The 13,503-nt window shown below is 58.9% G+C and carries 17 protein-coding genes, 1 tRNA gene and 1 pseudogene; 6 read left to right on the top strand and 13 right to left on the bottom strand.

Going from position 1 to position 13,503, the window contains the following annotated elements:
- Positions 1–47: 47 nt before the first annotated feature.
- A complete protein-coding gene (locus V5N12_RS15210; RefSeq protein ID WP_332900023.1) occupies positions 48–278 on the bottom strand; it encodes an Lrp/AsnC family transcriptional regulator in 231 nt (76 codons plus the stop codon).
- Positions 279–377: 99 nt separating this feature from the next.
- Here V5N12_RS15210 and V5N12_RS15205 point away from each other — a divergent pair, with 99 nt between their 5' ends.
- Positions 378–1,061: a potassium channel family protein gene (locus tag V5N12_RS15205; RefSeq protein ID WP_332900022.1), complete on the top strand. Its 684-nt coding sequence runs from the start codon at positions 378–380 to the stop codon at positions 1,059–1,061.
- A gap of 1 nt (position 1,062) precedes the next feature.
- Positions 1,063–1,293, top strand: a complete 231-nt coding sequence (locus tag V5N12_RS15200) for an Lrp/AsnC family transcriptional regulator (protein ID WP_332900021.1) — start codon at positions 1,063–1,065, stop codon at positions 1,291–1,293.
- Positions 1,294–1,299: 6 nt separating this feature from the next.
- Here the strand turns inward: V5N12_RS15200 and V5N12_RS15195 are convergent, their stop codons facing one another.
- From V5N12_RS15195 to V5N12_RS15165, 7 genes are all read right to left on the bottom strand, one after another.
- Positions 1,300–1,800 (bottom strand): DUF5813 family protein, encoded by a 501-nt coding sequence (locus tag V5N12_RS15195; RefSeq protein WP_332900020.1) that lies wholly within the window; start codon positions 1,798–1,800, stop codon positions 1,300–1,302.
- A 43-nt stretch (positions 1,801–1,843) separates the two neighbouring features.
- Positions 1,844–2,476 carry a hypothetical protein gene (locus tag V5N12_RS15190; protein ID WP_332900019.1) on the bottom strand — a complete coding sequence of 211 codons (633 nt, stop codon included), beginning with the start codon at positions 2,474–2,476 and terminating at the stop codon, positions 1,844–1,846.
- Between the two features lie 130 nt (positions 2,477–2,606).
- On the bottom strand, positions 2,607–2,972 hold the full coding sequence (locus V5N12_RS15185; protein ID WP_332900018.1) for a HalOD1 output domain-containing protein: 366 nt from the start codon (positions 2,970–2,972) through the stop codon (positions 2,607–2,609).
- An 871-nt stretch (positions 2,973–3,843) separates the two neighbouring features.
- Positions 3,844–3,928: transfer RNA gene (locus V5N12_RS15180), tRNA-Leu, on the bottom strand.
- 52 nt (positions 3,929–3,980) lie between these two features.
- Positions 3,981–4,319, bottom strand: coding sequence for a ferredoxin (locus tag V5N12_RS15175; RefSeq protein ID WP_332900017.1), 339 nt, complete (start codon positions 4,317–4,319; stop codon positions 3,981–3,983).
- Between the two features lie 31 nt (positions 4,320–4,350).
- Positions 4,351–4,866 (bottom strand): peptidylprolyl isomerase, encoded by a 516-nt coding sequence (locus V5N12_RS15170; RefSeq protein ID WP_332900016.1) that lies wholly within the window; start codon positions 4,864–4,866, stop codon positions 4,351–4,353.
- A gap of 88 nt (positions 4,867–4,954) precedes the next feature.
- Positions 4,955–6,271: a transposase gene (locus V5N12_RS15165; RefSeq protein WP_332900015.1), complete on the bottom strand. Its 1,317-nt coding sequence runs from the start codon at positions 6,269–6,271 to the stop codon at positions 4,955–4,957.
- A 43-nt stretch (positions 6,272–6,314) separates the two neighbouring features.
- On the opposite strand from V5N12_RS15165, the pseudogene tnpA reads away from it, so the two are divergent.
- Positions 6,315–6,762: pseudogene (gene tnpA, locus V5N12_RS15160) on the top strand (IS200/IS605 family transposase).
- Positions 6,763–6,816: 54 nt separating this feature from the next.
- Here the strand turns inward: tnpA and V5N12_RS15155 are convergent.
- On the bottom strand, positions 6,817–7,881 hold the full coding sequence (locus tag V5N12_RS15155; protein WP_332900014.1) for an anthranilate phosphoribosyltransferase: 1,065 nt from the start codon (positions 7,879–7,881) through the stop codon (positions 6,817–6,819).
- A gap of 83 nt (positions 7,882–7,964) precedes the next feature.
- Here V5N12_RS15155 and V5N12_RS15150 point away from each other — a divergent pair, with 83 nt between their 5' ends.
- Positions 7,965–8,468: a GNAT family N-acetyltransferase gene (locus V5N12_RS15150; protein WP_332900013.1), complete on the top strand. Its 504-nt coding sequence runs from the start codon at positions 7,965–7,967 to the stop codon at positions 8,466–8,468.
- A 2-nt stretch (positions 8,469–8,470) separates the two neighbouring features.
- Here the strand turns inward: V5N12_RS15150 and V5N12_RS15145 are convergent, their stop codons facing one another.
- Positions 8,471–9,349, bottom strand: a complete 879-nt coding sequence (locus tag V5N12_RS15145; RefSeq protein ID WP_332900012.1) for an SDR family oxidoreductase — start codon at positions 9,347–9,349, stop codon at positions 8,471–8,473.
- Positions 9,350–9,427: 78 nt separating this feature from the next.
- On the opposite strand from V5N12_RS15145, the gene ahbB reads away from it, so the two are divergent.
- Positions 9,428–10,465 (top strand): siroheme decarboxylase subunit beta, encoded by a 1,038-nt coding sequence (ahbB, locus tag V5N12_RS15140; RefSeq protein ID WP_332900011.1) that lies wholly within the window; start codon positions 9,428–9,430, stop codon positions 10,463–10,465.
- A gap of 277 nt (positions 10,466–10,742) precedes the next feature.
- Here ahbB and V5N12_RS15135 read toward each other — a convergent pair whose 3' ends face one another.
- Together V5N12_RS15135 and V5N12_RS15130 are read right to left on the bottom strand one after the other, a co-directional pair.
- Positions 10,743–11,000 carry a hypothetical protein gene (locus V5N12_RS15135; RefSeq protein WP_332900010.1) on the bottom strand — a complete coding sequence of 86 codons (258 nt, stop codon included), beginning with the start codon at positions 10,998–11,000 and terminating at the stop codon, positions 10,743–10,745.
- 41 nt (positions 11,001–11,041) lie between these two features.
- A complete protein-coding gene (locus tag V5N12_RS15130) occupies positions 11,042–11,239 on the bottom strand; it encodes a hypothetical protein (RefSeq protein WP_332900009.1) in 198 nt (65 codons plus the stop codon).
- A gap of 101 nt (positions 11,240–11,340) precedes the next feature.
- Here V5N12_RS15130 and V5N12_RS15125 point away from each other — a divergent pair, with 101 nt between their 5' ends.
- Positions 11,341–12,528: a GNAT family N-acetyltransferase gene (locus tag V5N12_RS15125; protein WP_332900008.1), complete on the top strand. Its 1,188-nt coding sequence runs from the start codon at positions 11,341–11,343 to the stop codon at positions 12,526–12,528.
- Here V5N12_RS15125 and V5N12_RS15120 read toward each other — a convergent pair.
- Positions 12,525–13,349, bottom strand: a complete 825-nt coding sequence (locus tag V5N12_RS15120; RefSeq protein ID WP_332900007.1) for an alpha/beta hydrolase family protein — start codon at positions 13,347–13,349, stop codon at positions 12,525–12,527. The genes V5N12_RS15125 and V5N12_RS15120 overlap by 4 nt on opposite strands.
- Between the last annotated feature and the right edge of the window lie 154 nt (positions 13,350–13,503).

Below are 13,503 nucleotides of genomic sequence, written 5' to 3'. Positions count from 1 at the left end.
CAGGAGGCTTTGGCGTATCGGAACAGGGTCGCAAAACAGGTCGGCAGCTATTCGAGTGAGATGTACGTCTTCGTATCCGAGACGCCCTCCATCGCGCGCAGGCCGGACGAAACGGTGTGCATGACTTCGTACACCTCGGTGGCGTCCACCTCTGCGATGATGTCGTAATTCCCCGCGACGATGTGGGCCTCCGAGACGTGTTCCATGTCGAGGATATCTTCGAGCAGTTTCTCAGACTTCCCCGCGGCCGTTTTCATCATGATGAACGCGTGGACCATAACCGACGTGTGATACCACGGGTCAGGGTAAAAAGGTTTGTTCGAGCACAGACTGTGTTGTGAGTAACATTATTCACCCACCTCGGCGTATGGGTGCGTATGCGCTTCGTTATCATTGGTGCTGGTCGTGTTGGTCTCCGGACGGCGCGTGTGTTGCGAGAGGAAGGACACGAAGTCTCGCTCATCGAAGAAAACGAAACGGCCGTGGAGCGCGCCCGCGGGATGGGCTTTGAGGTCATTCAGGGAGACGGCTCGGTCGAGGAGAACCTCGAGGCCGCCGGTATCGAAGACGCCGACGCCCTCGGCGCGCTGTCTGGCGATTTAAACGTCAACTTCATCGCCTGCATGATTGGGAAACACCACGGCTGTCGAACCATCATGCGTATTGACGAGGACTACCGCGAAGACATCTACCGCAAGTACGCAGACGAGGTGGATGAAATCGTTTACCCCGAACGCCTCGGTGCAATCGGGGCGAAAAACGCTCTCGTCGGCGGGAACATCCGCGCCATCGCGGACATCGCCCAGAACTTGCAGGTGGTCGAGCTGACGATTACGGACGCCTCGCCGATGCTCGGCTACTCGATTAGTGAGCTTGAACTGCCGTCTCACGCCCGCCTCATCGCCTTCGGCAAAGAAGAAGGCCGCCTGCGGCTGCCACTGCCCGACGACTCACTCGAACTGCACGATCGCCTCGTCGTTCTCACCGACTTCGATGTGTTAGAGGACGTGCGACGCATCATCGTGGGCGACGCCGCCCCGGCAACCCCTGGAGGAAACTAAAATGGTACGAGCATACGTGATGGTCAAAGCGACCACTGGCGAAGCAGACCGACTCAAGCAATCAATCGAAGCAATAGAGGGCGTCACAAGCGCCTCAATCGTCGCGGGTGACGTAGACCTCATCGCCAAAGTTGATGTCGAGACACCGGCACAGGTAAAAGACGTTGCCGCGACCCAGATTCAAGCCATTCGTGGCGTTGAAGACACCCAGACGTACATCGCGATGGACTAAGCTGTTTTAGCGCGGTGACCCGCCGCTCGACTGGTGGGCCCGCGACACCATCTCTGCAACCGGTGAGCGGTAGGTGTAGCCCGGAATGATGCCTTCCATGTACGTCCCTTCGACGTAGTCGATGAGTGCGTGGGCGAGTTCGGGGGCCGTGCCGGCGTTGCCGAACTCGAAGACAAAGGTCACGACGGCGTCCCCGTTGCGGGGGCGTACATCGAACTCGGAAAGCTCGATGTCTTGGACGACGGCACCGGGTGCGTCTTCGAGGCGCAATTCGAAAGTTTCGAACCAGCCCGCTTCGACGACTTCGTGCACGTCATCCTCGGTCACCGCAGACAGCATCGGTGCGCGGACGGTGACGCGATAGGCGAGCGCCCAGTCGTCTGTCTCTTCGACGGTGACGTGGGCCGGAAATTCGCTCGCCGTCGAGACAAATTGTCCGTCTTCCGCCGTGAAATCGTCGTGGGCGTCGAACGCGCGCACGGCGCGCTCTGAAACGTCGTCAGTCATGGACCACTGTAGGAATCAGAGCGAGAAAAGGGCGTTGTGTCAGTTAGCTGCTCGCGTCGGTTTGGACTTTCACCCAGTAGATGTCGAGTTCTTCGAGTTCGTAGGTCGTCGGGTCGATTTCGGTGTCTCGCTCTGCGAAGGTGATGTCCGCGCCCTCAGTCGTGTCGTAGGTCGTCCCTTCGACGGTGAGCATGTGGTCGCTGCCGCTATTCTCATAAGAGATGTCCGGGATGTAGTTGAGCGCCTCCGCGAGCGTGATGTAGGACTTCTCGTTGTGCCACTCGTACTGCTTGCCGTCGTCGTGGAAGTGGAACTCGAGCGGGCCGTCTAAGAACTTCTCCTGTGAGAAGTCAACTCGCTCGCCATCGATTTCGAGATACAGTGTTCCGTGTTGGTGTATCTCCTCTTCACCCTCGCCGGGCGTTTCGTGCTCATCGGGGTGGTCGCTGTCGTTCTCGTTTTCGTGTTCGTCTTCGGTCGTCGCCTCGGTGGTCGTTTCTGCGCCCGTCGACTCTTGGCTCGTGGTGGTCGCCGCGCTCGTTGTTTCTGTGGCCTCTTCGGTGGTGGTCGTTTCGTCACCTTCTGATTCGCCACCTTGCGACGAACAGCCGGCGAGTCCGACTGCCAGTGCGCTGCCTGCAAGCTGTACGAATCGACGGCGACTCTTGTGTGTCATTGCCCTCCCTTGTGGGTGTGGCCACTTCCTTATCCGGTGGCTAAACGCCGTGGGGTGTGTTTGCCGATACCATCCGATAAACCGTGTTCCCACTCGACTGTCCCTATGAAACTCGATAAAAAAGCCGAGATTACAGCTCTTCGACGCGCTCTGCGTACCAGCCGTTTGGCCGAATTTGAATCTCTCCGTCGCTGTAAATCGCCACTTCGTGGCCTTCGATGGTGAGATAGAGCGGCCCGGCCTTGTAGTGGTCGCGGTCAGGACGCGACTTGAACAGACGATTGAGCGCGTCTGGGTCGACGTACTCTGCGAAGCGAGGGATGACTTCGTGGAGCTCTTTGCCGGTGACCTCGGACATCGCCTTCGTAATCGTAAACGTGAGTCCGTCTTCCTCCATATCGTGGTAAGCGTAGTAGATACCGTCCTCTAGACCGAGGGAAACAGATTCTGGGGTAGCATCGAGCGGTTTTGACATCCTCTCACCGAAACTAATCATGACATATTCCTCCACCCTCAAAAATGTATTCCATTCGGACACATGTGCTATTGAATATTGACAACACCGAATCAACCCTGAAACGAGACTTTCAATATTCTAAATAGGTTGTGTTTACTTGGCTACGCTCCCTTTCCCAATCCAAGACTGGAAATCCGTATTTCGTCCTTCTCTTGCCTTCTATCACCCCCTTCTCTCGTAAAATCTGTTCAGCTAACTATGTCTAGTTAATTAGATTACACAACGCCACCACCTTATTTCCAGTACATTCACGCCCATCGACTATTTTATTCTTATGACATATATTGGAAATCAACTCGCCTCTAAAACATCAAATTTACACTATTTTCGCCGTTTTCTACAGGTTGGCTTCGCGTCGAAACTCGCTTCACTTCGCTCTCGCACCCTCTCTTGGACGTGTCCGACTTCCGATTTCCCGCCCGATTTGTGTCGGATGGCCGTAAGGTACTTCTACCGTGAGTGGGCCATCCATGCCGAGAAACTGCGAGGGAGGGGACTGAGCAAACGCAACGCGTTTGCGAAGGTCGATGCGGCAGAGCCGCATCGTAATTTGAAGCCACTCGCTCGCTCCGTTCGCTCGCTCGTTCAAATCCTCCAATCTGATTTTCGTCGCTCACCGGTTGGTTCGCAGCAAGAAATGCGAGGGAGGGGATTTGAACTTCGGTCGTAAATCAAAGATTTACTCCCTATTCAAACCCCTACCGTACGATTGCTGCTGCTCACGACGATGTTCGCAGCAAGAAATGCGAGGGAGGGGATTTGAACTTCGGTCGTAAATCAAAGATTTACTCCCTATTCAAACCCCTACCGTACGATTGCTGCTGCTCACGACGATGTTCGCAGCAAGAAATGCGAGGGAGGGGATTTGAACCCCCGAACTCCTTCGAGAGCGGATCTTAAGTCCGCCGCCTTTGGCCTAGCTCAGCCACCCTCGCGCGTCTACACCCTATCTGTTGGCCAGGGTGAAAAGTGGGTTTCGGTCTGCGTCTACCAATCGACGGACAACGTTCCGTCTCCGTTGGGGTCGGGTGCGATCTCTTTGTTCGTCCGGCGGTCAACGATGTGGATGACGCCGCGGTCTTTCTTTGCGGGACACACCTCTGCCGCCTTGAGGTTGTGGGCTAACTCCTCTTCTGCGATGAAGTAGGAGACAGGCTTTGCGAGTGCGGTGACGATGTCCATGTCCCAGTTCGCAGAGACCTCGGCACACTTGCCCGCGCCGATGCACTTGTTGGCCTCGAAGATGATCTTATATGGCTTCTCTGCAATCGGCGGCGCATCGGCCTCCCCGATGGTACTCGGGTCTATCGGTCCGTCGTCACTCATTGTAGGCAGAAAGTGGTCGGTGAATTTGCGTCTATCGGTAGACCTGCACCTGCTCTAAGACAACGTCCTCTTTTGGCAGGTCGCGCGGGCCGGTTTCGACGTTGCCGATTTCGCGGACGACGTCCATGCCGTCGGTGACCTTGCCGAACACGGCGTGGCGGTTGTCGAGGTGGGGTTGTGGGGCGAGCGTGATGAAGAACTGCGAGCCGTTCGTGTTCGGACCGCGGTTCGCCATCGAGAGCACGCCTTCTGCGTCGTGTTTGAGCTCGTCGTGGAACTCGTCGTCGAACGTGTAGCCAGGGCCGCCCGTGCCGTCGCCCTTTGGGTCACCGGTCTGAATCATGAAGTCCTCGATGATTCGGTGGAACAGGATGTCGTTGTAGAGTGGCTCGTCCATCTCTTCGCCCGTCTCGGGGTGGGTCCACGATTTCGAGCCGGTTGCGAGGCCGATGAAGTTGTCGACCGTGTTCGGGACGCGGTCTTTGAACAGTTCGACGTCGATGGTGCCGTGGTTCGTCTGAATCTTGGCGGTTGGGTTGTCGCTCATGCACCTATCCTAGCAAGCGCGCGGGAAAACGATGCCGGTGGTAAACGACCATGGGTCGGGTGACCCGTGGCTTTTTTGTTCCCTCAGCCTATGTCGATAGCACTCCACGCGAAGCGATGTCGCGGGATGAGGATGGGCGGTTTACAGAGCGCCCCGACCCAGACAGGCTCACCTTTCGAACAAACGGCTGGGTTTTGCGAGTCCGGTAAGTAACTGAATCTACGTCAATACCAGCGTGTTTCGCCCACGCTCGCCACGCCACATTCACACTCGCGTTCCGGTCAGCATGGTCTTGTTGAACCTCACACGAATCATTCGTGCAACGGAACCGTCGTCCCTGACGATAGCCCCGATGACCACAGCACGAACACGACTTCGAGTTGTACGGTGACTCGACCGTCTCACACGGAATCTGGTTCCACATGGTTTTGTAGCGAACTTGTTGTTCTAACTTGTGGAACGGCAGTTTGTGCAGACGCCGATTCATGTACGTTCCGTACTTGATGGCGTCTCGAATCCCGCTCAAGTCCTCGAACACGATAACTGGATTCGGGAACTGTTGGGCGAACTCGACCACGACTCGGGAGAGCCGGTGAAGAATCCACTCCGTGTAGCGTTCTTCTTTGTCACCGAGTTGGTGGTGGATGGAGTGTTGGCCGTGTTCTTGACAGCGTTTCGTGATGGTGTGGTAGCGTTGGCGTTCGGCTTTCACCGAGCCGTAGTCAAGCACGAGTGTTCCAAGCGTGTCCATCGTCTCACGGTTAAGAGCGGTGAGGGCGATGTTGCGCTCGTTAATATCCACGCCAACGAGTGTGTCAGCATCTTCGGGTTCAGGCACTTCGACTTCTGTTTTGGCCGTGACGTGTAGGTAGTACACGCCATCTCGGTACAGAAGTTCGGCCTGCCCCAACGACCACTCGTCTTCAGTCAAGGCTTTCTCAATCAACGCGAGGTCGTCCGGTCGTCCTCGGAGGTGGCCGGTCACCTTCTTGTACGGCTTCGGACTCACACGGAACGCTACGCGGTCGCCCTCGTTGTTGTAGGTGAGTCGGTATCCTTCGGCGTGTGCCATGACGAGTGGGTAGGCTCCGTTCTTGTCCGTGGCTGGTGGTGACGGTTTTCCGACGTTGGTGTCGTCTTGGTCGTACCACCAGTTGAGAAGTTCTTTGTAGGAGTCCCACGCTTGCAGGGCTTTCCCGACGACCGCACACTTGTTGTTCCGAAGGAAACCATTCCGGTCAACTTCGCGTTGAATCTCAGTGCGTGAGTAGCCTTGCTGTTTGAGTCGGAGTGTGTCGTTGGAGATGTCTCGTGCGGTGAATCGGGCATCTTTGAGCCACGACCGCTCACCAGACTCGATGCAGAGTCGAGTGCGTGCGGTCTTCGTGACTTCTTCGATACCCATGCCTTGACTATCAGATTAAATGATAATAAAAATAGGGATTGGGATGAGAGAGTATCGGAGTCATTTATACTCGATTAGTCTGTGTGGGTATCATTTCGTTTGGTGTTCGAAGTCACGCAAAGCAGAGCTTTGCGTACCTCGCGGAGCTTCGCTCCACTCAGTATCGGCACAGGATGTTGGAGTTGGTTCGGGAGGAACTTGCAGAGTTGTTCCAAGGGACTGCTGAACGGTTCGGCTACGAGATTGTGGCGATGGAGTTTGCTAACGACCATGTCCACTTGTTCGTGGAGGCTGACCCGAAGTGGAATCTTGCTGAGATTGCTAAACAATTCAAGGGCTACTCAGGTCGAATAATTCTGAAACACCACCCGGAAGTCAAACAGCGGTATTTCTGGGAGAGTGCTTTGTGGAAGGATGGATACTACGTCGGAACGACTGGTGCAGTTTCCGAGAATGTGATTCGTCGGCACATCGAGGAGACTGAACATTAAGAGAGTGTACGCGATTCACGGGTCAGGTGACCCGTGGAACTCTCGCTGTTTTCTTTAGAACGCTCTGAGTTCTTCTAAGACGGCGAGCGCGCTGCCGTCGTCGAGCACTTCGCGGGCCAGATCGAGGCCGTCGTCGAGCGTTTCGACGTCGCCGCGCGCGAAGATACGGAACGCGCCGTTCAGCGCAATTGCATCCGCGAACTGGTCGTCGCGCTCGCCCGCAAGCACCTCGCGGGTGATGGTCGCAGAGTCCGCATCGACGTTCTCGACTTCCAAGTCCTCGCTCACGAAGTCCATCCCGTAGTTCGCCGTCTCGATTTCGAAATCGGAGAAGTCGCCTTCATCCCAGACGGCGACTTTCGTCGAACCGGGCCGGATGTCGTCGTAGCCTTCCATCCCTTGGAACATGACGACCCGCGAGAGGGATTGCGTCTCACACTCTTGGAAGGTGTCGATGATGCGCTTTGCGAACGCGAGGTGGTAGAAACTCCCGAGGTGCACATCTGCGTTCGCAGGATTCGCGAGCGTCTCGATAGTGTTCACGAACGTGCGCACGCCCATCATGTCGCGGCGCTCCCAGAGGCTCTGAATACCGGGGTTGAAGTTCGGCTGGTAGTAGAACCCGAAGCCGGTGTCGTCCACCATGTCGGCGCTTTCCTGTGGCGAGAGGTCCGTTCGTACGCCCAATTCGTCTAAGACGTGCTTGTAGGCCGTCGCCTTCTGCGTTGGGACGCGGTCGCCGCTGTGGACGACGACGGGCGTTCCTGCCGCGGCGGCAACGAGTCCCGCGCCCACGCCGAGCAGCGCAGTCGAGTGCTTGCCGTCGTAGTTCGCACCACAATCGACGGGGTCACACGTCGGTTCTGCGACCTCGACCGACTCTTCGACCATCACGTCGGTGAACGCGGCGAGTTCCGCTGGCGTATTGCGCTTCCAGCGGTTTGCGAGCCAGAACGCACCGAGCGTCGTGTGGTCTGGTTCATGGGCGAGAATCCGCGCGAAGGCCTCGCGCGCCTGCTCGCGGGTCATGTCGTCTGCGGACTTGTGCCCCGAGCCGACGACCTCCGTCATGAGGCGCTTGAGTGGCCAGTCGCCGAACTCCTGGGTCGTGTTCGTCATGGTCGCGGGTTGGGAATCCGCGAGCAAAAGCGTCCCGCTTGCGGTGGGGAAACGCCCTTTGTTCTACCCCACGAAGTTCCCGCATGGTTGGCCTCCACCCGCTGGTTGCCGACACGCCGGACTTTGAGGCAGCGATTGTGCTCTACTGTCACATTTTCTCGAACGACGAAACTGCGGTGCGCGACCGTTTCGAGCGGCATACGAGCTATCCGGGCTACCGCGGATTTCTCGCTGTCGACGGAGACGAGGTCATCGGCTACGTCTATGGCTACACCTCAAAGCCGGGCCAGTACTACCACGAGGCACTCCGCGCAGCGATGCCGAAAGACGTGTCTGAGACCTGGCTCACCGACTGCTTCGAGTTCGTGGAACTCGGCGTTTCGCGACCGGCCAGACGACAGGGGATTGGCCGACTGCTCCACGACACGCTGCTTCGTGACCTCCCGCACGAGACGAGCGTCCTCACGACCCACGTCGGCAACGTCGCGGCCCGCCGGATGTACGAGAACCTCGGCTGGGAGGTCATCCACCGCCCGTTCGTCTTAGACGGCGGCAACGAGATGGTCGTGATGGGAAAACGGCTTTGAGATTAATTGTGCGGCAGTGTTTCGGGTAAGCCAGCCTGCTCCACACTCCACTCCCAGAGCCGTCGCTGAGTATCCCTCTCGTAGGTGACCGGCGCGCTCCGCACCGCTTTCTTGCGGTCAAAGTACTTCCCTGTCACCCCGTCCACCTCGGGTGAGACAGCGAGATAGATGCTTGGTTGCGCTCCGCCGCGCTCCGAGGTGGTCACGCCCGGAATCAATCGCAGCGCGTTGAATCCAAGTCGCGCGAACAGCGAGGAGTTGCGCGTCAGCCCCGTCTGCGGGATGACGCCCGGATGCACTGCGTTCGCGGTCACGCCCGTCCCAGAAAGCCGCCGGGCGAGTTCGTAGGTGAACAGCACGTTCGCCAATTTTGATTGCCGGTAGGCCTTCATCCCCGAGTACGACCGCGAAAGTGAGAGGTCGGAAAAATCGAGGGTGGCATTGCGGTGAACGTCAGAGGAGACGACGACGATGCGCCCTTCACGTTCAACGAGCATGTCCACGAGTTCGTAGGTGAGCACCATCGGCGCGAGGTGGTTGACGGCGAGGGTTTTCTCGACACCAGTTTCCGTGAGCGTTCGTTTCCCCTCAAACGTCCCGGCGTTGTGAACGAGCACGTCGAGTCGGTCTGCGTGGTCTCGGAACTCATTGGCGAGGCGTCGAACTTCGGTAACGGAGGAGAAATCCGCCCGCAGAAATCGGGCACTGCCGTCGGTTTCGCGTTCTATCGTCGCAACGACTTTTTCGCCGCGCGCTCGATTTCGACCGGTGATGACCACGGACGACCCCAGCTCTGCGAGGCCACGAGCCGTCTTTCGACCGATGCCGCTCGTGCCGCCAGTGACCATGATTGTCTGGCTAGAGCGGTCGGGACGGTTCATACCAGACACTTGGGCTTCACCCAGTTAACGCCATTCCAGACCGACAAAGGGTAATTTCCAGAGTCCTATTTTCAGCCAATGAGTAGGCCGGTTGACTGGCGCGCCAGCATCGACGACGTGGACGCCCGCCTCGTAGACGAGTTCCAGAGTGGCTTCCCCGTCTGCGAACGCCCCTTTCGCGTGGTCGGCGAGGAACTCGGAATCTCCGAGGAAGACGCCCTCGCGCGGGTGAAAACCCTCCGCGAAGCAGGCGTGTTCCGGCGCTTCGGCGCAGTGCTCAACCCACCTGTCATCGGGAGTTCGACGCTCGCGGCGGTCAAAGCGCCAGACGACCGCTTCGAGGAGGTGGCCGAGATTATCAATGGCTACCAGCAGGTGAACCACAACTATCGGCGCGCCCACGAGTGGAACATGTGGTTCGTCGTGACCGCCGGTTCCTTGGAGACCCGCGACCGCATCCTCGCGGAAATCGAGGAACGAACCGGGTGTGAGGTACTCAACCTTCCGATGCTCACGGACTTCTACATCAACCTTGAGTTCCCCGTGGTGAACCAAGACCGCTTTGCGCGTGAAAGTGGGATTGCCACGGACATCGAAGCGACCAACATCTCAGAACAGGCGACGGGCAAACTCTCTCATCTCGATGCGCGCCTCCTCCTCGAAATCCAAGACGGCTTCCCGCTCACGGCAACGCCATACGCCGACATCGCGGCGGCCATCGACGCCAGCACCGAGGAAGTCATCGACGCCATCAACCGCCTCACCGAAGACGGCGCAATCAAGCGCATTGGCTGTGTCGTAAACCACATCGTGACCGGGTTCGACGCGAACTGCATGGTCGTCTGGGACGTGCCCGACGACGAGTTGGACGCCCGCGGGCTCGAAGCCGGTGGCCTGCCCTACGTCACGCTGTGCTATCACCGCCCGCGCCGCCCGGAACAGGGGTGGCCGTACAACCTGTTCACCATGATTCATGGGCGCGACCCCGACGCCGTAGACGAGAAAATCGATGAGTTGGCGCGCGACGTGCTCCCGTTCGACCACGAACGGCTCTATTCGACGGAGACGCTGAAGCAGACGGGCGCGCAGTATGCGGAACTGGTTGAGTCGGAGTAGAACACTTCACGCAGTCGTACCGCCACGACACGTGGGAGTGGCGGCCTTTTTCGCCCACGTTTTCGTGAGTAACTCGGACGAAAGCACGATGCGCAAGAGTGCATCGACGTTTTTCGAGGAGTGGTTCGCAACGCGTACCCGACGAGGAAAAAAGCGGGAAGCAGACTGGCGTGCGGTATGAAGAGTTGGTTGAAAGCGAGTAACGCGTTGTGTGAGGGCACGGCTACGACTCCGTGCGAATCGCAGAAATCGTCGGGGTGGAATCGAAGTGCTGTTCTTATCGCTTTGCGGTTGTGAGCAGGATCGGGCCAATCAGTAACAGCACGAGCCCGAGCAGCGCGAAGTGGAACGGGCCGTCGATGGCCGGGATGATCATGAACAGAACCCCGAACATGGTCGTCTGGAGCGCGAGGACCTTCTGCGATTTGAGGGGAAGGACGCCCAGCGTCGCCATAATGAACAGGAAGAGAATTGCCTGCCCCAGATTGTATTGGAGCAAGAAAGTGTCAACCACCTGCATCGGTAACGCGTACATTCTTGGTCGATACTCCCGCTGTTTAGGCCTTTAAACTTCCGTTAGCTGGTTGGCCCCGAGAAGTCGAGTGGCCGAATCCAGATGTACCAGATGACGAGTACCATCGTCGCGTAGCCAATCGCCCAGACAGTGCGTCCGAGACCCGGATACCCAGCCGTCGTGAGGAAGTAGTCTGCGAGGCCTGAACCGAGGATACCGACGATGAGCACGGCTCCGAGCCTGACCTTTTCAGAGGCCATCGCGCACCTCCAGTGGCTGCTTCATGGGTGTCCAAGGCACTCGATACGCCTGAATCACACGGTTTCCTCTCGCTTTTTATGTGAGCCATCCAACGTCTCTTATGGACTACCGCCCGATACCCGAAGCAGACGAGCGAGCTTTCTTCGACATCGGCCAGTACGCCTTCAGCCCCGAAGACCACCCGACAGATGACTCTTTCGAGGAGCGAAAACCCTACGACCGCAAGAATCGCGGGCTCTACGATGGTGACGACCTTCTCGCAATCGGCGGGTGGCACGACTTCACGCTCTCCGTGCGCGGCGAGTGGGTTCGCGTCGGCGGTGTTTCGAGCGTTGCGACCCCGCCCGAACATCGTCGGAAGGGCTACGTCCAGCAAATGCTGGCCGACATGCTCGCAGAGTTCCGCGACGAGAGCATTGACTACTCTGCGCTTTGGCCGTTTGAGTACGAGTTCTACCGGAAGTACGGCTGGGGAACGTGCAGCAAGCGCACGAAGTGGGAGTTCGCCCCCGAAGCCCTCGCGGACGCGTTCCCGGAGGCGAGTGGAACCTTCCGCAAACTCTCGACCGACGACCTCCCTGCCCTCCGCGACCTCCACGAGCAGTTCGCCGCGGGCTGGAACCTCGCCATGCGCCGCTCAGATACGTGGTGGGAGCATCGCATCTTCGACCCCACCTGGGCCGACACCTACGTCTACGGCTGGGAACGCGACGGTGACCTCCGCGCCGCCGTTGTCTACACCGTCGAGAAAGCAGGCGACTACGAGCGCACGCTCAAGGCGTGGGACGTTGCCTACCGCGACGACGCGGCATTCACACAGCTCCTGCGCTTTTTCTACCACCATCTCTCGCAGATGAAGCAGATAGAACTCCACACCGCGGTCGATACGTCGCTGTTCGACCGCGTCACAGACCCGCGCGCGCTCGATTGCGAGGTGCTGACGGGGCCGATGTTCCGGCTCACGGCTGTCGAAACCGGACTCTCAGGTCTGCCCTACCCCGAGGATGCAACCGGCAGCATCGTTCTCGACGTGAGTGACCCGATTGCGCCGTGGAACGACGGCCGGTTCGCGTTCACCGTCGAAAACGGGCAGGCAGCGTGTACGCAGTCGGCGGCAGAGGCGGACGTTTCCGTGGACATCGCCACACTCTCACAGCTCACGGTGGGGTATCTCACGGCCGACCAAGCCCGTCGCTACGGCGGACTCACAACCGATTCTGACGCCGCGCTCGCGGTGCTCTCGGATGCCTTCCCGCGCGCCCAGACCTACCTGCGCGAGCACTTCTAAGTGCCGCAGGACTCTTCGACGAACGAGAGCAGTAGGTCGGTGAGGGTGTTTGCGTGGGGTGAGTCGAAAATGCGCTGGGCGTGGGCGTCGCTGTCCAGAATCACGAGGCGTTTCGGGTCGGGGGCGTTCTCGTGGAGTTGTTTTGCGGTATCGACGAAGCGCTTGTCGTCGTCTTTCCCGACAATGAACAGCTTTCGCCCTTGGAGGTCGCCTGCGACCTCGCCGCCACCGGCGGTGGAGATGCCCATCACGCCAGCGACCGCGCCGTCTTCTGCCTGTGCGTTTGCGCGGACGACCGCCTCGCCGCCGGAGCTGCCGCCAATGAGCACGACGTTCGAGACGCCGACGGCTTCTTTCAGGTAGGCCATCGCGGCGAGGACGGCTGCGGGCGGCTCGTCACCTTCGTCGATGGGGAGTGCCGCGTGTCCGGTCGCGGCGAGCAACTGCGCCTGTTCTCGCCAGCTTTCGCGGTCGAAGTTAGTCTGTGGGACCATGACGACGCCGCAGTCGCCGTCGCCATAGAGGGTGCCCTGAATCTCGGCGTCGCCGTCTGTGGTGAACGTCACCGACTCGCCGTCGAACGACGCGGGGTCCGGTGTCATCGTCTCTGTGGCGTTGGTCTGACTTTCTGCTGCGCTGTCGGTGTCGCTCGTGGCCGTCTGCGTAGCCGTTTGTGCATTTGCCGAGGCATCGACCGCCGATTTTGTGTCGGTCGTGGTGCCGTCGCCACCTCCTTGTGACGCACACCCCGCAAGTGCGGCGGTGAGCGCCGACCCGGACGCCAACAACAGGCGTCTGCGGGTCGGATAGGTCCCGGTCATAACCAAGTTCCGTCCCCGAGTTCCCTTATTATCTGGGGCCTAAACCGGACTCATTCGCCCGAATTCGTCTCTTCAGACGGGTGGCTGCCACCCGACGACAGTCGGCTGTGTGCGAACGGTACGCAGACGCCCTGAAACCCGGGCTTAGCTGACG

Origin of the sequence: Haladaptatus sp. CMSO5, from assembly GCF_036689885.1 — an archaeon.
Classification (GTDB): Archaea; Halobacteriota; Halobacteria; order Halobacteriales; family Halococcaceae; genus QDMS2.
Note: the sequence above shows the minus strand (reverse complement) of the source record. Positions and strands in the feature narration are given on the sequence as shown.